15 protein-coding genes and 1 tRNA gene are annotated in these 18,798 nt (G+C 40.7%); 5 read left to right on the top strand and 11 right to left on the bottom strand.

Annotated elements, in window-relative coordinates; translation table 11 throughout:
* Position 1 precedes the first annotated feature (1 nt).
* From NYR63_RS03905 to NYR63_RS03855, 11 genes are all read right to left on the bottom strand, one after another.
* Positions 2-1,222 (bottom strand): tyrosine-type recombinase/integrase, encoded by a 1,221-nt coding sequence (locus tag NYR63_RS03905; protein ID WP_279458281.1) that lies wholly within the window; start codon positions 1,220-1,222, stop codon positions 2-4.
* Positions 1,223-1,423: 201 nt separating this feature from the next.
* Positions 1,424-1,500 (bottom strand) — tRNA-Val (locus NYR63_RS03900).
* A 63-nt stretch (positions 1,501-1,563) separates the two neighbouring features.
* Positions 1,564-2,376, bottom strand: a complete 813-nt coding sequence (gene apaH / locus NYR63_RS03895) for a bis(5'-nucleosyl)-tetraphosphatase (symmetrical) ApaH (protein ID WP_279458280.1) — start codon at positions 2,374-2,376, stop codon at positions 1,564-1,566.
* Between the two features lie 27 nt (positions 2,377-2,403).
* Entirely contained in the window at positions 2,404-3,090 is a 687-nt protein-coding gene (locus tag NYR63_RS03890) for an LrgB family protein (RefSeq protein ID WP_279458279.1), read from the bottom strand.
* Positions 3,087-3,458 carry a CidA/LrgA family protein gene (locus NYR63_RS03885; protein ID WP_279458278.1) on the bottom strand — a complete coding sequence of 124 codons (372 nt, stop codon included), beginning with the start codon at positions 3,456-3,458 and terminating at the stop codon, positions 3,087-3,089. The genes NYR63_RS03890 and NYR63_RS03885 overlap by 4 nt, the downstream gene beginning before the upstream one ends.
* A gap of 74 nt (positions 3,459-3,532) precedes the next feature.
* The gene (locus NYR63_RS03880) at positions 3,533-5,509 is read right to left on the bottom strand and encodes an exoribonuclease II (RefSeq protein ID WP_279458277.1); all 1,977 of its coding nucleotides are present in this window, start codon (positions 5,507-5,509) and stop codon (positions 3,533-3,535) included.
* Positions 5,510-5,641: 132 nt separating this feature from the next.
* The gene (locus tag NYR63_RS03875) at positions 5,642-5,920 is read right to left on the bottom strand and encodes a BrnA antitoxin family protein (RefSeq protein WP_279458276.1); all 279 of its coding nucleotides are present in this window, start codon (positions 5,918-5,920) and stop codon (positions 5,642-5,644) included.
* On the bottom strand, positions 5,895-6,173 hold the full coding sequence (locus NYR63_RS03870) for a BrnT family toxin (RefSeq protein WP_279458275.1): 279 nt from the start codon (positions 6,171-6,173) through the stop codon (positions 5,895-5,897). Before NYR63_RS03870 ends, NYR63_RS03875 begins: the two co-directional genes overlap by 26 nt.
* Positions 6,174-6,361: 188 nt before the next feature.
* Positions 6,362-7,150, bottom strand: coding sequence for an enoyl-ACP reductase FabI (locus NYR63_RS03865; protein WP_005597178.1), 789 nt, complete (start codon positions 7,148-7,150; stop codon positions 6,362-6,364).
* Positions 7,151-7,354: 204 nt separating this feature from the next.
* On the bottom strand, positions 7,355-8,080 hold the full coding sequence (cmoA, locus tag NYR63_RS03860; protein WP_279458274.1) for a carboxy-S-adenosyl-L-methionine synthase CmoA: 726 nt from the start codon (positions 8,078-8,080) through the stop codon (positions 7,355-7,357).
* Positions 8,081-8,087: 7 nt separating this feature from the next.
* Positions 8,088-8,873: an alpha/beta fold hydrolase gene (locus tag NYR63_RS03855; protein ID WP_279458273.1), complete on the bottom strand. Its 786-nt coding sequence runs from the start codon at positions 8,871-8,873 to the stop codon at positions 8,088-8,090.
* Positions 8,874-8,996: 123 nt separating this feature from the next.
* Here NYR63_RS03855 and seqA point away from each other — a divergent pair, with 123 nt between their 5' ends.
* The 5 genes from seqA to aroC are packed head-to-tail and all read left to right on the top strand — an operon-like array spanning position 8,997 to position 18,744.
* On the top strand, positions 8,997-9,557 hold the full coding sequence (gene seqA / locus NYR63_RS03850) for a replication initiation negative regulator SeqA (protein WP_279458272.1): 561 nt from the start codon (positions 8,997-8,999) through the stop codon (positions 9,555-9,557).
* 19 nt (positions 9,558-9,576) lie between these two features.
* Complete coding sequence (gene menE / locus NYR63_RS03845) at positions 9,577-11,007, top strand: o-succinylbenzoate--CoA ligase (protein WP_279458271.1); 1,431 nt, start codon at positions 9,577-9,579, stop codon at positions 11,005-11,007.
* The gene (gene mscK / locus NYR63_RS03840; protein WP_279458270.1) at positions 10,988-14,332 is read left to right on the top strand and encodes a mechanosensitive channel MscK; all 3,345 of its coding nucleotides are present in this window, start codon (positions 10,988-10,990) and stop codon (positions 14,330-14,332) included. Before menE ends, mscK (NYR63_RS03840) begins: the two co-directional genes overlap by 20 nt.
* A 17-nt stretch (positions 14,333-14,349) precedes the next feature.
* Complete coding sequence (mscK, locus tag NYR63_RS03835; protein ID WP_279458269.1) at positions 14,350-17,649, top strand: mechanosensitive channel MscK; 3,300 nt, start codon at positions 14,350-14,352, stop codon at positions 17,647-17,649.
* Positions 17,650-17,661: 12 nt separating this feature from the next.
* A complete protein-coding gene (aroC, locus tag NYR63_RS03830) occupies positions 17,662-18,744 on the top strand; it encodes a chorismate synthase (protein ID WP_279458268.1) in 1,083 nt (360 codons plus the stop codon).
* Positions 18,745-18,798: the final 54 nt, after the last annotated feature.

Below are 18,798 nucleotides of genomic sequence, written 5' to 3'. Positions count from 1 at the left end.
ATTAGAAACTTAAATCCATTCCGCAAGATTCGCAATAATCTCCCCAAAGCTGCATTAATGGCCGCCTTAGTTCGATATATTCCGCACGGTTGTATGCTTGGCTAGTTTCATTTCCTATTCTGTGAGCAAGGCAACTTTCTGCCGCCCTAAAATCTACGGCTTGCTCTTCTAAATATGTTCTAGCGATAGATCGTAAACCGTGGGAATCTTGGATGCCTTGATAGCCAATTTTTCTTAGTGCGTTGGTTATCGTTTCTTTACTCATTGATTTATTCGGTTGGCTATAATGTGGAAATACAAATTTATTTACGCCGGTGATAGGGCGTAGGCTTTCCAAAATTTTAAGCATTTGCGATGATAGCGGCACCGTATGAGGAAATTGTCCCTTACGTGTTTTCTTCATTTTTTCAGCCGGTATAAACCAAAGATTTTTATCAAAATCAATTTCGGCCCATTCTATACTTACTGCTTCCGCCGGTCGAACCATAGAAAGTAATTGCCATTTGAAAAGAACTTTCGTCAGAAAATCCCTATTTGAGTTTTGGAAGTCCGCTATTAATTTTGGTAATTCACTTGGCTTGATTGCTGGGTGGTGCGTTTGTGCTTCTTTATGGTATGCGTCGCTTACGTTTTGGCAAGCGTTAAAAGGTAATACGCCTACGGTAACGCCATAATTTAGAATCTGATTCGCCAAGTTTAGAATACGGTGTAACGTATCGTTGATTCCCTTATCATTTAGAGGTTTAACCGCTTTTATAAGTATTGGCGGCGTGATTTTATCTATGGCGTAATGCCCTAATACGGGGAATAAATGATTTTCCAGTCTAGCCCAATTCTTTGCCATAGTAAGCGGTTCAACCTCTTTACTTCTTTTCTCTTTCCAAAGCTGGGCCAGTTTTAAAAACGTATTATCGTTTTGTTCTGCCTGTTGCCTTTCTTGTTCTTCTTTATGAGCTTTAGGATCGATTCCTTTTGCTAGTAACGCACGGTATTCTTCACGAATAGTACGGGCTTCCGCAATGGAAATCGCCGGATAATCTCCGATAGTGAGGTTAGTTCTTCTTTTGGTAATCGGTTCTTGATAGTTAAATATCCACGTTTTTACCTTAGAGGGCTTAACTCTTAAATACAGCCCGTAACCATCAGATAGGGAATATTCTGCCGGTTTGATTTTGGCTTTTTCTACTTCGGTATTATTGAGAGGTTTAACGATTTTAGGCATAGATTCCACCTTGCTTTTTAGGTTTTTTGTAACACGCTATTTTTCATTTTATCAGTGTGTTACAAAACGTGTTACATAAAAAGGCGTTTTAATACGATTTAATGTGAGGGGGTACGATAAGCAAAAGGTACTAAAAAAGCCCATATAACAAGGCTCTAACGTTATTTTTGAGCGGTTATGATGGGCTTTAATGGGGTAAAGTGGTGCGACTAGCTGGACTCGAACCAGTGACCCCCACCATGTCAAGGTGGTGCTCTAACCAACTGAGCTATAGTCGCATAATTGAGATAAATTCTAATGGAAAATATAAAGGATAGCAAGGCTTCATATTTCGTTTGATTCTATTTTAAGCGTTCTTGGGTGAAAATTTGTTTGTCTTCCCAACGGATCATGGTTAGGTGGTTGCCCCATGCACAGCCGGTATCTAAGGCATAGATATTCGGTTTGTCGGCTTTGCCCATTAAACTCGCCCAGTGACCGAAAATAATCTCTTGTTGATTAAATAACGGATTATCTAATTCAAACCAAGGTTTTAATTCGTTTGGTGCTTCTTCAACCGGTAATTTACAGGCAAAGTCCAACCGCTTGTCGGCATAGCAAAAACGCATACGGGTAAAGACATTAATAATATATCGCCAACGTTCGATACCTTGCCATTCGGCAGACCAATGATCCGGCGTATTTTCATACATTTGGGCGATATAGTCGGCATAATTATCACTTTGTAAAACGGCTTCCGCTTCTCTGGCACAAGCGATAGTTTCCGCTAAGTTCCATTCAGGGCTGATGCCGGCGTGAGCTAATAAAAAGCCATATTTCGAGTGCTTAATAAGCAGTGGTTGATTTCTCAGCCAATTTTGTAATTCCGAACGATCTTCCGCTTCGAAAATCGCATCAACCTTATCATTCGGTTTGACTTTTTTGATGCCGAGTAGAGTAGCAAGCAGATGCAGGTCGTGATTACCTAAAATGGTTTTAGCATTATTTTGCGGATCTTTCACAAAGCGCAAACATTCTAATGATTTTGCACCACGGGCAACAAGGTCACCGGTTAATAAGAGTTCATCTTGCTTCGGATTATAATTAACTTGCTTAAGTAATAGTTGTAATTCATCAAAGCAGCCGTGTAAATCACCAACAATATAGGTTGCCATCATATCCTCTCAGGTTATAAATAAAAATTACATCAACCATTTTACTGCGAAATGGAAAATTGGTGGTGCGATAAATGACGAAAGCAAACCGCAGATCACTAACGCTAATGAACTATAACTTGCTGATTTTGCATTTATTTCCATACAACGCGCCGTACCGAGTGCGTGAGAAGCGATACCTAAACTTATACCAATTGCTTGCGGATTGGTAATGTGAGCAAGTTTTAGTACCGGCACACCTAATACCGCTCCCAATAAGCCCGCCACCATTACACCTACCGCACTTAAAGCGGATTCTCCGCCGATTTCATCGGTAATTACTAAAGCAAGCGGCATAGTTACCGATTTAGGCATTAATGCGGCAACAATATCTTGCGAACCACCCAATAATAGGGCTAATACCATTCCGCTACACATTGAAACCAGCGTACCGAGCAACAGAATAAAACTAATTGCCTTCCAACGTTGGCGGATTTGTGGAAATTGCTCATAAAGCGGGATCGCAAGGGCTACAATCGCTAAGCCTAGGAAATGGCTGAGCGGAGAAGTACCTTGCTGATAGTCTTTATACGGTATTTGAAAAATGACTAAGATTGCGACCAGTAATAATAGCGTTAATAAAAAAGGATTTAGTAACGAAATCGCTAATTTTTTGCTGAGTTTCACACTCAGAAAAAATGCAACGACCGTTAGTACGGAGTAAAGATAAATCATTGTTTATCCTCCGAATGTTTGAATAAGCGTTGTGCTACCCAACCGACTACAACAATAGTAATTATTGTGCTGAGGATATTGGAAATAATCAATGAGGAAAAATAACGAACTAAAATCTCGCCGTATTCAATCATACCCACGCAAATCGGCAGAAAAACCAGAGGCATATAACGGTTTAGAAAACGTCCTGTCGGTAGTACCCATTCCAATTTGATTAAGCCTGTAATAAGCGTAACAAATAAGACAATTAAGCCCCAAATACTATCCGGAATACCGATAGGAATGAGCGTATTTAACCCTTTGCCGATATAAAGCATTGCCCATAAAATCGCTAAAGAAAGAGCAAAGCCGATAATGTTCTTTTGCATAAAGCCTCATACTATAAGCGGTCAAATTTATAGAAAATTTTGCAAAAAATTCCCAAAATTTGACCGCTTGCCGATTAGATAATATTCCCCACAATCGAACGTGTTTCTAAACGTACTTCGGTGAGTTTGACTTTAACCGCCTGTCCGATTTGGTAAGCTTTTTCGCCTTTAATGTAAAGTGCGATTTCTTCCGGACGGAATTCCATTTCTTCTTTTTTATCGTGAATGGTTGAGAATGGTACGAAAATTTGTGCGCCGTTTGCGATCACTTTCGCTCGCACACCGCCACGAGAAACATCTGCAATTTCACAGTCAAATTCGACCGCTTGTTCCACCATTGGGAAAAGGTAACGTGCATAGAGCCAATCGGCAATATCACGTTCTACCAAACGGTTTTGACGGCGAGCTTCTTGTAAGCGAACTAAGATGCTTTCTTCCACCGTTTTCGCCTGTTTGCCGAGTAATACTTGCTTGATTAAGCGATGGTTTACCATATCGCCGTATTTACGAATTGGTGATGTCCAAGTCGCATAATGGCTGATACCCAAACCGAGATGAGGCGCAACTTCCGATTTAAACTCGGCAAAAGTGAGATAACGGCGTAAACGAAGCTCTAAGAATTTCTCCGGAAACTCGTCAATTGAACGACGCATTTCGCAATAGCCTTCAAGCGTTGCCAGTTTTTCCGGCGCATAGAATGCGGTAAGTGCATCACGGTTCTCGTCAGTGGCTAACGTATCCAATAAAAATTTTTGCGCTGATTCTAAATTTTTCGGATCAAAACCGGCGTGGGTATTAAATACGCCGGTTTTAGCATTGTCCGCTAAGAATTTCGCACAGCAAATATTGGCAATGATCATCGACTCTTCGATCATTTGATTTGCGATTCGGCGGTATTCTACGTGAATATCACGTACTGAACCGTCTTCATTTAATTCAAATGAGTAATCGCCGGATTCTTTAAATAATAGTGCATTGTTACGACGCCATTCAATGCGAGCAAGGGTAAATTGGTATAACCAATCGATTTGTTGTTTGGTTTCCACACTTTCCGGTTGCCACGCATTTTCCACCTGTTCGAGATAATCTGATACGCTGTCGTAAGCTAATTTTGCTTTACTTTCCACCCATGCTGAAACGAAGCGAGTATCGCCAATAATATTACCGGCTAAATCGGTTTCGATATAACTGACTAACGCTGGGCGTTTTTCGTTTGGTACAAGCGAGCAGAGATCGTCTGACAGCTCACGAGGTAACATCGGAATATTGAAGCCCGGTAAATAGTTGGTAAAACAGCGTTGGCGAGCGGCTTTTTCAATATTTGAATTTTCCGGAATATAGGCGGTCGGATCGGCAATTGCCACCATTAAACGCCAACCGGTTTGTTCTTCGCCTTGTTTGATTGGCTCGATGTATAACGCATCGTCCATATCTTGCGTGCTTGGGCTGTCGATCGTAGTGAAATAGAGTGAGGTCAGATCTTCTCGCTCTAATTCATCGTGTAATTCATAGCTTTTCTCATTGGCTACCGGTTCACGGGGTTGCTCGTGACGAGCTAATGTGACCCACCACGGAGCGAAATTATCGTCCGCTTTACAGATAAATTGCGTGACTTGAGCAAATAAGAAACGATCGTCACGTAACGGGTGAGTTTTAAGCTGTGCCACAACCCAGTCACCGCTTTCCAATGTTTCAGTGACTTTTTTATGCGTATTTGCCGGAATGATATTTTTAATGCTTGGGTGATCGACAATAAGTTGTAATTTATTATCTTTGTTAAAACGCACTTGTGCAATAAAGCGATCAAGCATCGGTTCAAGTAAGCTGTCGATTTCTACCTGTTCTTTGTCGCCTTCCCGTTTTACTACGGCTTTTACTTTATCTCCGTGCATTACTTTTTTCATTTCCATTGGCGGAATGAAATAACTTTTCTTGTCACATTCTAAAAAACCGAATGCCTTATCCGAGGCTTTAACCGTGCCTTCCACATATTCTTTATTCGCCTCAATTTGTTGTTTTAATTGGGCAAGTAACGGATTGTCTTGAAACATAAATTCTCTCTATAAAAATAAAAAAGGTGCAGCGTAGTTGCACCATGGAATTGGAAGGGATTATAACGGAAAGCGGTTAGATTTGCTGAATTTTTTGTAAAATATCAACTAAATCTAACCGCTTTAATGATTTTATAATGTTTTCGAAACATAATCTTCCAGCACTTGATTCATTCGGCTTTGCCAACCTTTGCCGGTGGACTTAAAAGCATCAATCACGGATTGCGAGTAGCGAATTGTCACGCTTACTTTCTTTTTTTGTGCAACAGGGCGACCACGTTTGCGCTCACGACTTTCAGTGACCAATGCTTGTAATGCCGGAGGCATTTGTTCGAAAGTGAGGGCATTTTTGAAATCTTCATCTGTCCATTCCGGATTTTCGTCATCAATATAATCTTCGGTATATTTCATATTTTTTAACCTCTCTTGGATTGGCTTTCCGCAAACTGATAATATGATAATTTTCGTTCCTCAGACAAAAAACGATCACGAAAAGTCGTTCGTGAATAAATCCTATTGCTTTAAAACGAGGTTCCGAGTATTCAAAGCGAATATCTTGTTCAATAAAAGCGGTATCGAATTCAAAATTTTGTGCAACCGAAAACGGTAAACCTCTTTCTTGCTCGTTGCGTAGGCTTTTTTGTTTATCATATTCCAGCTTCATGCTTTGCCTCTACATTATCACGTTAAAATCAGACGCTCAAATGATTTTTTGTAACTACATTAATTTATTGGATAGCATAGCAAAATACAGCAGAGAAGGACTGGCTAAAATTCTGATTCTTCGATCAAGATCGCAGAAATAAAAAACGGACGCTAAATTGCGTCCGTTTTTGTTTATCGATAGTCGAATTATTCTTCGCCTAATTCGCCCATTGCAGTAATGCTGAAACCTGCATCAACGTGTAACACTTCACCTGTCACGCCGGAAGCTAAGTCTGAACATAAGAATGCCGCTGAGTTACCCACATCGTCAATAGTAACGGTGCGACGTAACGCTGCAGTTTTTTCAAATGCGGAAAGCATTTTTTTGAAGTTTTTAATACCTGATGCCGCAAGCGTACGGATTGGACCTGCAGAGATTGCATTTACACGGATACCGTCTTTACCTAAATCCGCCGCCATTACACGTGTCGCCGCTTCTAATGACGCTTTTGCTAAACACATTACGTTGTAGTTAGGAATCGCACGTTCCGCACCTAAGTAACTTAAGGTTAAAAGTGCTGCATTTTCGTTTAAGTATGGACGCGCTGCTTGTGCCATTGCGACGAAGCTGTATGCACTAATATCGTGTGCGATACGGTAGCCTTCACGGGTTGCTGCGTTTACATAGTCACCGTCTAATTGATCACCCGGTGCGAATGCGATTGCGTGTACGAAACCGTCAAATTTTTCCCATTTTTTACTTAATTCCGCAAAGCAGTTTTGGATTGATTCGTCTGTTGCTACATCTAATGGTAATACGATGTCCGAACCGAATTCTTTAGCAAACTCTTCAACACGCGGTTGTAATTTATCGTTTAAATAAGTGAATGCGAGTTCTGCGCCTTGTGCTTTCATTGCTTTTGCAATGCCGTATGCGATAGAACGGTTGCTTGCAAGACCCGTTACTAAAATGCGTTTACCTGTTAAAAAGCTCATGCTGGATTCCTTTGAATATTGTTGAAGCGTGTAACACGCGTACTTCATATAAAATAAAGGACGTATTCGATACGCCCCTACGAGATTTTATCGATTATACCGAAAAAATGACCGCTTGCGCAAATTTCCTAAGGTTTCAGGTTGAGCAAGCGGTCTGATCCGAGCAGTTTTTTGCAAAATTTTTGACGAATTTGACCGCTTAATTTATTTGATCGCAATCATTGAACCGAAGTTGAAACATTGGAACCAAAGTTCGATTTGAGAAAAGCCGGCCTGTTTTAAGCGTTCTTTATGGGTTTCAATGCTATCGGTCAGCATCACGTTTTCGAGAGCGGTACGTTTTTGGCTGACTTCAAGTTCGCTGTAACCGTTAGCACGTTTAAAGGTATGATGTAAGTCAATGAGTAATTCATTCATGGTTTGGTTTTCAAAAGTGAACTTTTCAGATAGCACCAAAATACCGTTCGGGTTTAAGCCCTGATAAATTTTAGTCAGCAATTCAAGACGATCCGCACGAGGCAAAAATTGCAAGGTAAAATTCAACACGACCATTGAAGCGTTTTTGATTTCGATATGACGAATATCATCACACAAGATTTCCACCGGCACCTCAGAGTGATAGGCATTGATATGCGAGCGGCAACGTTCTACCATCGGTTGAGAATTATCTACGCCGATAATTTTCACTTGATTGGTTTGTAGATTACGGCGAATGGATAAAATCCCCGCGCCACGAGAACAACCTAAATCATAAACTTGCGATCCTTCGGTAACGAAACGTTGTGCCAACATACCGATAGCGGTAATGATATTCGAGTAGCCCGGTACGGAACGTTGGATCATATCGGGAAACACTTCGGCAACCGATTCGTCAAAGGTAAAATCACCGAGTTTCTCAATCGGTGCGGAAAAAATCGTATCTTTATGCATAATTTTGTTATTCCTTGTCTAAAAATTTTTGAATGGCGCGAGCGACTGTTTCCGGTTTTTCAGCATGTACCCAATGCTGGGCGTTGGCAACGACAAACGATTTTGCCTGTGGAAATTGCTTCAGAATCGCGTCGGTGTCTTTCGCTTGAATATAATCGGACGCACCGCCTTTAATAAATAAAGTCGGTTTATCAAAAAAGACTTCGTTCCAACCCATCAAATTTTCATAGTTGGCTTTAATTGCCGTTAAATTAAAGCGGAAATAGTCCAGTTTTTGCGGATCGAACGCTTTTAACATAAATTGTTGCTCGCCTTCGTCTTTCACATATTGTGCCAATACGGTTTTTGCTTGTTGGCGCGTTTCAGGTTGAGCGGCTTTAATTGCAAATAAGCCGGCAAAATTGTTGTCGTGGCGATGGGTTGGATTGGCAGTCGGCGCAATATCAATCACGACTAATTTTTCGACTAGAGCAGGTGCAATATTGGCTAAAGTCATTGCCGTTTTGCCGCCCATCGAATGACCGATCACAATATTGTCCGCTAAAGCTAAACGCTCTAACAATGCTTGTAGATCTTTCGCCATCAATTGGTAATTCATTTCATCGGAATGAAACGATTGACCGTGATTGCGTAGATCCACACGTAAGATATTAAATTGCTCGCTAAATTGGCGGGCGATAATGCCCAAATTATTCATATCGCCGAATAATCCGTGCAGAAACACCATTGTCTGCGCATCGGCTTTTTCGGTTGCCGGTTGGAATTGATAATTAAGATAAGTATTTTCTGTCATAAGTTGTTATTTTTTATTCAAATGTTTGGTTAAGATCCTGTAAAAAGATCTTGAATCTGTATTATAATGCCTAGAATTTTTTTCTAATCAAGTAAATCAAAACAAAAATATCAAGAGGTTAAGATGAAAACGATCGAAGTCGATGATGAATTATATCATTACATTGCCAGCAGAACCCAAGCAATTGGTGAAAGTGCGTCGGATATTTTACGTCGTCTGTTGCGTTTACCGTCATCTCCACAGCCTTTTGTACTGGTTCAACAAAATACGATTGATGAACTGAAAGAACTGGCAAAGCCGAAAGCGAAAGCTAAAAAAGAAGATCTTATTGAAAAAGCGGTACAAAAAGTTGAGAAAGTTTTGAAATCGGATTCGTTTGTAAACGAAAACAAAAATGTGGCGCGTTTTTTAATGTTACTTTCTGCATTACATCACGCCAATGCTCAAGGTTTTGCGCAGGCGACCGAAGTAGTTACCGGTACGGAACGTACCTATTTCGGCACCAGTGAAGAAGCATTATTAAGCCATGGCAGTAGCGTTAAGGCAAAACAAATTCCGGATTCGCCGTTTTGGGTGGTCACTAATAATAATACCGCACGTAAAGGCTTGATCCTTACCGGTGTGATGGAAACGATGGAACTTCCTCAACATCTTATTGATCGTGTACGTACGATCTTTGCTTAATTAATATTTATATTCGTTTATGGTAAATTTTTCCCTTTTTCCGACCGCTTATTGGGCGCAATATTCTGCGCAACAATCGGCTATTGAGTGGGAAAAAGGGAATAGTTCCTTATTCTCAGATCTCCCGACTCGGCTCAATTGGCAGCAATTGCAGCTGCTTATTCAACAAATTGTCACTTTTTTACATCAACAAGGTGTCCAGCGAAATGTTATGGTCGCTTATTCGGGATCACATCGTTTAAGCGGATTATTGTGTTATTTAGCTGCTGTTGCACTAGGTGCGCGCATTTTAATGCTGAATCCGTCCTTAACGGAATCACAACGTCAAGCTCTTCTGGCGGAATATGGTATCAAGATTGTTATTACCGATCACCATTTTGCCGATTTTTCGTTAAAAACGACCGCTTCCGCTTTGCCACAAACCTCTTTGACGACACCTGCAACCCTGACGCTGACATCGGGTTCATCCGGCTTGCCGAAAGCGATAGTGCATAGTATGCAAAATCATTTGGATAATGCCGAAGGCGTGTGCGAATTAATGCGATTTACCAAGCATGATTCTTGGTTGTTAAGCCTGCCGCTCTTTCATGTTTCGGGGCAGGGAATCGTCTGGCGTTGGTTGGCTCAAGGTGCTACGTTAGTGGTTAATGAGCAAAAAGATCATTTCTTTATTTGTTTGGATAAAGTATCGCACGCCTCACTGGTACCGACGCAGCTACGACGTTATTTACAACAAAGAACACAAGATCAGGGAAAAATCAGCAAGCGATTTTTACTTGGCGGAAGTGCGATTCCTGCAGAGTTAGTGGCAGAAGCTCAACAGCAGGGTATTGTAAGCTATTGCGGTTACGGTATGACGGAAATGGCTTCAACTATTTGTGCGGTTGAAAACGAATTGGATAATGTCGGCTATCCGCTTAAAGGGCGAGAAGTTAAATTGGTTGAGAATGAAATTTGGGTCAAAGGGAGTGGCTTGGCATTAGGAGCATTGCAAAAAAACGGTGAAATCCGACCGCTTGTAAATCAAGCCGGTTGGTTACAAACCAAAGACCGAGGCGAATGGAATAGCGTCGGTAAACTGGTTGTTAAAGGCCGTTTGGATAATATGTTTATTTCCGGAGGGGAAAATATTCAGCCGGAAGATGTCGAAAAAGTCATCTATCAATCGGGTATGGTGAATCAGGTTTTTATTTTACCTGTCGAAGATGCGGAATTCGGACAAAGGCCGGTTGCCGTCTTACAATTTACTCAATCCGATTTTGCAGCAAATTGTGCGAATTTGACCGCTTGGCTTAGCGATAAACTTGAGAAATTTAAACAACCGATAGCCTATTATCCGTTAGATCTTGTACAAACTCAGCAACAAGGCGGTATAAAAGTCTCTCGAGCGAAATTACAATCCGTATTAAATCAATTACTAGGAAATCATAATGATAAAGCGTCTGTTTAACCCGTTCTTAATCAGCTTAATATTCATATTAAGCGGAAATTATGCTTGGACGGTGGAATTACCGACTGAGAAAGATCTGAAGGCACAAATTGATGCCGCTAAGAAAGGTGAACAAAATGAAGGTAATAAGGCTCTTATTCAGTATCTTGAGGATACGCAAGCGTTATTAACGCAGATTGCCAAACAAAAAACGGATAATGAAGCGTTAGATAAAGAAATCGAACAAGCACAAACCGCCTTAAAAGCCAGTCAGGCAAATGTAAGTAAGCTTAAAAATACGCTTGTTCCAACGTTAGAAACGCTTGCTAAACGGTCAATGGCGGATTTGCAAAAAGACCTTGCGAACGTTCAGACTACCGGTGAAGCTCTTCAGCAAGATCTCACAACGATTAATGCTAAATTAGTCGCGCAAAATTCTGCGCCGGATAAAGCGCAAACGACATTGCAGACAAATGCAACACGTAAGCAGGAAATCGGTACTTTACTGGGCAATGTGAATATTTCCGGTGCGGAGAAAACCAAGTTAGAAACCGAATTGGTTTTACTCGATTTGCAAAATAGCTATAGCCAATCGCTATTACGCGGTAGCGATAACTTAACTGCGCTCTATAACAGCCAGTTGGACGAGAAAAAATTAGCTCAGCAAAATTTACAAACGGAATTAAGCAATCTGCAAAATGCGATTAATACCAAGTTAGTCGAAGATTCTAAAAATAAAGTCGAACAAGCGGCACAATCTCAACAGAAAAATGCCAATTCGGACACCAATCCGTTAATTGTAAAAGAGCTAAACTTTAATACGCGTATCAGTGAAGAACTTTTAAAACAAACAACGCAATTGACGCAGTTATCACAAGATAATTTACGCATTAAAAGCGTATTGGATAATCTTCAGCAAACGCAACGTAATATCGAAGAACAAATTAGTGCGTTACAAGGTACGCTTGTGTTATCTCGCATTATCAATAAGCAAAAGCAATCTTTGCCGCAAGATCAAATGATCAAAGGGTTATCAAAGCAAATTGCCGATTTACGGGTACGAGTATTTGATATTACCGAATTTAAAGATAGCGTATCCGAGCCGGCAATGTATATCGCCAAATTGGAAAAAGATGAGAAAGCTACCTTTACGGAAAAAGAAAAAGAGCAGTTAAAAAATATTCTTACCGAACGAGCCAAAATTTTAGCCGAGCTGATTAAGTCATTGAATAATCAGCTGAATTTGTCTATTAATATTGAATTAAATCAACAACAGGTTCAAACAATCAGTGATTCGTTGCAGAAAAAACTGGAGCAGCAAAGTTTCTGGGTAAAAAGTAATAGTCCGATTGATTTGGATTGGTTTGAAAATTTCTTATCGTTGGCAAGTTTTCAAGTAAAAGATTTAGCCAAAAAATTCGATTTCTCCAATTGGAAAGATAACATTATTCCGGCCAGTATATTGGAGTTATTACTTGCGTTAGGCGTATTATTGATTTCTCGTCAAAAAGAGAAAATTAAGCAGCGTTTAACAAAAATAAATAACAGTATGCGTACTGTTGCTACGGATAGTCAATGGAATACGCCGGCAGCGATTGTTTGGACGGTGATTCTTTGTTTACCGAGTACCTTCATCTTCTTGATGGTATTTATTTTAGTCACTTATATTTGTTTCCAAGATCCGACGGAAGTTTGGCCTTGGGGCTTAAAAATGTCCGGCTATTGGCTATATTTTGCCTTTATGGTGGCAATGTTACGCCCGAATGGAATCGGCTATCGCCATTTCAATATGCCGCAAAAAAGTAATGCGGTTTTCCGTGACATTCTAAAACGCTCGGTATGGGTAATCGGCTTAATGCTGAATACGGCGGTATTTAGTCATGTTACGGAAATGGGAATTGCTTATGATGTCATCGGGCAAGTATTTACCGTTATTGTACTGATAAGTATTATTTTTATTGTTGCGCCCGGATTCAGACAGGCGATTTCTATTTACCAAAATGTGGCGAAGGATGAAGAAAGTCTGCGTAACGTATTGTTAAATATTGCTCGCGCGGTATTGTTTTTAGCACCGATTGCTTTAGTTATCTTAATCGTTTTAGGCTATTACTATACTTCGTTAGTGATTATTGAACATCTGGTTTCAACTTATTTTGCTGTCACTACGTGGATTATTTTACGTAATGTGTTTTATCGGACTTTCAATGTCGCATCGCGTCGTTTAGCTTTCCGTCGCCTGCAAGAAAAACGAGAACAAGCATTAGCGAAAGTGACGAATACCGAACAACAAGTCGCTCAATCGGAGGATGATATTCCGTTTGATTTACGAGATGACACGCTTGCCGTCAGTGAAATCAAAGATCAGATGTTGAAATTAACGGATCTCATGCTTTGGGCGGCGTTATTTGCATTATTGTATTGGGTATGGTCCGATTTAATTACCGTGGCTTATTACTTAAACGGTGTAACGCTTTGGCAACAGGCGACTGAAACCGCGCAAGGTGTAGTAATGGAATCCATTACCTTGTTGAATTTATTGGTCGCTTTCGGGATTCTATTTGTAACTTATGTACTAATCCGAAACCTAAGCGGTTTATTGGAAGCTTTGGTCTTTTCCAATCTTAAGCTGTCACAGGGTACGCCTTATACGGTAACGACCTTATTGACTTATCTCCTTGTGGTAGTGGGCGCAACTTTCGCTTTTGCTACGTTAGGTATGTCATGGTCTAAATTACAGTGGCTATTTACCGCATTATCGGTCGGTTTAGGTTTCGGTATGCAAGAGATTTTTGCAAACTTCGTGTCAGGCATCATTATTTTATTTGAACGACCGGTACGTATCGGCGATATGATTACTATCGGTACTTTTAACGGCACGGTTTCCAAAATTCGTATTCGTGCTACGACATTGATTGATAACGATAAGAAAGAGGTTATCGTACCGAATAAAGCCTTTATTACCGAACGTATCGTAAACTGGGCATTGACCTCTTCTATGACCCGTTTAGTGATTAGTGTCGGAGTGGCATACGGTTCGGATCTCGAATTAGTAAAACGTTTGTTATTACAAGCTGCGGAAGAAAATCCGAGCGTGCTGAAAGATCCGCCACCGGTCGTGTATTTCCTTACGTTCGGCCCGAGTACCTTAGATCACGAATTACGTGTACATGTTGGGCAAATCTTAGACAGAACACGTACGATTGATGAATTGAATCGACGCATCAATCAACTTTTTGCCGAACACAATATTGAAATATCCTTTAACCAGTTAGATGTGTTTATTAAAAATCAGGCGACTAACGAAGAAGTTAAATGGGCAACGGAAAAATTTAATGATAAAAATTAAGGAACAGGGTTTTATCCATGATGTTTAACAAAGCGTGGTGGTTAATCTTATTTTTTGCTCCCTTAACTTGGGCGGAAACGACCCAAGATCAGGCGGTTGAGGAAAGCGTTAGAAATCAAATTAGTGCGTTTAAATCGGGTACGATTGAAGCCGAAGCGACGACTAACGTAGATTCACAAACGCTAGGTACGACTTTGCAATTTATAGAGCAAGCCAAAAAGCAGAAAGCTGATATTGAGGCTTTAGAAAAACAGCTACAAAAATTGCCGCAAGAATTGCTCGAGATTGAGGCTCGTATCAAAGATTATAAAGAAGCGACAGACTCACTTAAACAGAGTGAGTTTGACTCGCTTTCGCTTGATGAATTGAGTCAAAAACAAGCGGATATACAATCGCAGCTTCAAGCGGTACAAGTAACGCTGGGGGAATTGGACAGTCGTGTCTCGAATAATCGTAATTTATTAATTAATAATCCGAAAATAACGGACGAAAATCTTGCCAGAACGCAAGAAATTACCCGCTTGAAGGTGAATAATCAATCGAATAAATCCGCAATAGACAGATGGGATGCGGAGTTAGACTACATTGACGCCAATAATAGATTTAATACGTTATTAACCACTAATGCGGAAAAATTAATCGAGCTGGACGAAGAAAAGCGTAGTGAAGCGGCGGCTAAACAACAACTCTTACAAAAACAATTATCCGTTTTACAAGAAGTGTTGAATGCTAAACGCCTTAGAGTTTCGGAGCAAAAGGCGCAACAAGTAGAAAGCCAACAAGTTAAAAACGAGATTCAGAATTTCCTGATTCAAGATGAATTGGAGCATAATCGCGAGTTAAGTCAATTTTTAGTAAAACAGACGCAACTGCTTAACACACTTTCTCAAGATGATTTACGTACTAAAAATATTTTGGAGGGTTTAACTCAAACCCAGCGTAATATTGAAGAACAGATCAGTGCATTACAAGGTACGCTTGTGCTTTCTAAAGTGATTAACCAGCAGATGCAAGCCTTACCGACGGCAAAGCTGAATAATGAGTTAGCGACTTCGATAGCCAATGTACGTGTGCATATTTTCGAATATTCTCAGCAACGAGATCAAATTTATACGCTTGAAGAGTATATAAAAACGCTTACGCAATCGCTTGAAGAACCGCTGACTAATGAAGAACATCAAGCGTTGAATAAGCTACTCAAAGAACGCCAAAAGTTACTGGACGATATTATTAAATCGCTTAATAGCCAGCTAAATGTTTCGATTAATATTGAAAATAATCAGAAGCAAATCGGTGCGATTAGCGGGGCTTTACAACGTAAATTACAGCAACAAAGTTTCTGGGTAAACAGCAATAACCCGATGGGGTTGGATTGGATTAAGGCTTTTCCTAAATTAGCGTTTTCAGAAATGGCGGAGCTTACTAAATACGTCAGTTTCAGTAATGTCAGTAAGAATATTTTACCTACGGTCCTTTTTACCGGGATATTTTTGCTGATTTCGTTTTTATTGAATTGGAAAAAGAAAGCGATAAAAGACCGCTTGTTTCACATTGCAAGTCATGTCAATACCTTAAAAAACGATAGCCATTGGTACACGCCGGAAGCGATGTTTTGGACATTGTTGTTGGCTTTACCCGGTACGCTAATGTTTTTTACCGCCTATAATGTGATTGCATTCTTATTTTTTAATGATCCGATTGCCGCATGGCGTTGGGGATTACGCTTAACTTTATATTGGTGGTTTTTTGCAACGGTTTTATCGTTATTACGTCCGAACGGCTTGGCTTATCGTCACTTTGGTATGCCGCAACAAAGTAACCGTATTTTCCAACGTATTATTAAACAATCGATTTGGATTATCGGCTTATTATTGATCTCTTCGATTCCGTCACAAATTGAAACGATTGGGTATCCGAATGATGTTATCGGACAAGTAATGTCGATTGTCGCACTCGCTTTATGTCTTTTTGTGGTTCGTCCTTTATTAGATAGAGGGATTACCGAATATCAAAATGCGAAAACCGAAGACGGTACGATTCGTAATGTCAGTTTATTTAAACTACTGCGCTTAGTATTGATCGTCGTGCCGATTTCATTGATTGTACTAATTGTACTCGGCTATTACTACACCGCTATTTATCTGATTACACATTTATTGAATAGCTATTTTGTGGTGCTGATTTGGGTATTCGGGCGTTATTTCGCGTACCGAGCAGTCACGATTTCCGCTCGCCGTTTAGCTTATCGACGTTTGCAAGAAAAACGTCAAAAAATCAGAGAACAAGCGGCGGATCACGCTCATAAGGATGAAATTAAGGAAGAAGAGTCGATTAAGCTCTCGGTCGTGAATCAGCAGATTCTGCGAGTGACGGATTTAATCGGCTGGGTGGTACTATTCGTCTTACTGTATATCGTATGGTCTGATCTGATTAGTATCGCTTATTATCTGGACGGTGTGATTCTTTTTGAAAGCAATGACGGTACCAAGGTCGAGTCAATCACATTACTCAATCTGATGCGAGCATTCTTATATGTGGTAGTCACTTACGTATTAGTCAAAAATATCGCCGGTATTTTAGAAGTTATTCTTTTTTCTCGCATAAGATTTTCTAAAGGTACGCCGCAAACTATTATTACGATGTTTATTTATACGATTGTTGCGATCGGCGGTGTATCGGCATTTTCGGCATTAGGGATTTCTTGGACGAAAATTCAATGGATCTTTACCGCATTGTCAGTCGGTTTGGGTTTCGGGGTGCGAGAAATTTTCGGCAGTGTGGTATCGGGTTCGATTTTATTATTCGAACGTCCGATTCGGGTCGGTGATAAAGTCACGGTGGGGCAGCATACCGGCTTTATTACCAAAATTCGCTTACGTTCAACCACATTGCTCAATTCGGATAATATGGAAGTGGTGTTGCCGAATCAGGCATTTGTCACGGATCGTTTTATTAACTGGACGTTAAATAATACGATTACTCGCTTGCAATTCTTCTTAAACGTTCATTTAGAAGATGATTTACAAAAAGCAAGGGAGCTGATTTTACAGGCTATCGATGAAGCTCCGAAGGTAGTGACCGAACCTAAACCGGCAATCAATATTTTACGTTTCAACGATAATGCGTTGGAGCATGAAATCGAAGTATTTGTCGGAGAATTAGGCGACCGAGCGGAAACGCTAACATTCTTACATTATCGGATTACCGAATTATTAAAACAGCACCATATTCGATTCGCATTCAAACAATTGGATGTCAATATGCATTCGGTAGCGGATCAACAAGCGGTCAAATTTAGTGAAAATTTAGCAAAATAAGAAGGAAGCATTATGGCAGGCAACAGCATTGGACAACTATTTAAAGTAACCACATTCGGTGAATCGCACGGAATTGCATTAGGTTGTATCGTGGACGGTGTTCCGCCGAATATGGCACTTTCGGAAGCGGATATTCAGCCTGATTTAGACCGTCGTAAACCGGGAACTTCACGTTATACCACGCCTCGTAGAGAAGATGACGAAGTACAAATTCTTTCCGGCGTATTTGAAGGTAAAACAACCGGCACCAGTATCGGATTAATCATTAAAAACGCTGACCAGCGTTCGAAAGATTACGGCGATATTGCTGATAAATTCCGTCCGGGACATGCGGATTATACCTATCAGCAAAAATACGGTATTCGTGATTATCGTGGAGGCGGGCGTTCTTCCGCTCGTGAAACGGCAATGCGTGTTGCTGCCGGTGCGATTGCCAAAAAATATTTACGCGAGCAATTCGGTATTGAAGTACGCGGTTATTTATCACAAATCGGTAATGTGAAAATTAATCCTGAAACGGTAGCGGACATCAGCAAAATCGATTGGCAACAAGTGGCAAGCAATCCGTTTTTTTGCCCAGATCCGGTGGCGGCAGAAGGCTTTGACGAGTTGATTCGTGAGCTGAAAAAAGATGGTGATTCTATCGGAGCGAAATTAACAGTAGTTGCTGAGAACGTACCGGTCGGGCTTGGCGAGCCGGTGTTTGACCGTTTAGATGCGGATTTGGCGCATGCGTTGATGTCGATCAATGCGGTAAAGGCGGTCGAAATCGGTGACGGTTTTGACGTGGTTGAGCAACGAGGTAGCCAACATCGTGATGAAATGACGCCGCAAGGTTTTGTGTCAAATCACGCCGGCGGAATTTTAGGCGGTATCAGTTCCGGTCAGCCGATCATTGCGCATCTCGCATTGAAACCGACTTCCAGTATTATGGTACCGGGACGTTCGGTGAATTTAAATAACGAACAAGTCGAATTGGTCACTAAAGGACGCCACGATCCTTGCGTTGGTATCCGTGCAGTACCGATAGCAGAAGCGATGACAGCGATTATTTTATTGGACCATTTACTTAGATTTAAAGCACAATGCCGTTAAGTCGGGTATAATCCGAACAAGCGGTCTTTTTTGCTAAAAATGCTGCAAAAAAGA

Source organism: Actinobacillus genomosp. 1 (assembly GCF_029774175.1).
Taxonomy (GTDB): Bacteria; Pseudomonadota; Gammaproteobacteria; order Enterobacterales; family Pasteurellaceae; genus Actinobacillus.
Note: the sequence above shows the minus strand (reverse complement) of the source record. Positions and strands in the feature narration are given on the sequence as shown.

Coding starts and splice junctions, on each gene's coding strand:
- NYR63_RS03905 (WP_279458281.1), bottom strand. CDS start 1,222: ATGCCTAAAATCGTTAAACCTCTCAATAATACCGAAGTAGAAAAAGCC.
- apaH (WP_279458280.1), bottom strand. CDS start 2,376: ATGGCAACCTATATTGTTGGTGATTTACACGGCTGCTTTGATGAATTA.
- NYR63_RS03890 (WP_279458279.1), bottom strand. CDS start 3,090: ATGATTTATCTTTACTCCGTACTAACGGTCGTTGCATTTTTTCTGAGT.
- NYR63_RS03885 (WP_279458278.1), bottom strand. CDS start 3,458: ATGCAAAAGAACATTATCGGCTTTGCTCTTTCTTTAGCGATTTTATGG.
- NYR63_RS03880 (WP_279458277.1), bottom strand. CDS start 5,509: ATGTTTCAAGACAATCCGTTACTTGCCCAATTAAAACAACAAATTGAG.
- NYR63_RS03875 (WP_279458276.1), bottom strand. CDS start 5,920: ATGAAATATACCGAAGATTATATTGATGACGAAAATCCGGAATGGACA.
- NYR63_RS03870 (WP_279458275.1), bottom strand. CDS start 6,173: ATGAAGCTGGAATATGATAAACAAAAAAGCCTACGCAACGAGCAAGAA.
- NYR63_RS03865 (WP_005597178.1), bottom strand. CDS start 7,150: ATGAGCTTTTTAACAGGTAAACGCATTTTAGTAACGGGTCTTGCAAGC.
- cmoA (WP_279458274.1), bottom strand. CDS start 8,080: ATGCATAAAGATACGATTTTTTCCGCACCGATTGAGAAACTCGGTGAT.
- NYR63_RS03855 (WP_279458273.1), bottom strand. CDS start 8,873: ATGACAGAAAATACTTATCTTAATTATCAATTCCAACCGGCAACCGAA.
- seqA (WP_279458272.1), top strand. CDS start 8,997: ATGAAAACGATCGAAGTCGATGATGAATTATATCATTACATTGCCAGC.
- menE (WP_279458271.1), top strand. CDS start 9,577: ATGGTAAATTTTTCCCTTTTTCCGACCGCTTATTGGGCGCAATATTCT.
- mscK (WP_279458270.1), top strand. CDS start 10,988: ATGATAAAGCGTCTGTTTAACCCGTTCTTAATCAGCTTAATATTCATA.
- mscK (WP_279458269.1), top strand. CDS start 14,350: ATGATGTTTAACAAAGCGTGGTGGTTAATCTTATTTTTTGCTCCCTTA.
- aroC (WP_279458268.1), top strand. CDS start 17,662: ATGGCAGGCAACAGCATTGGACAACTATTTAAAGTAACCACATTCGGT.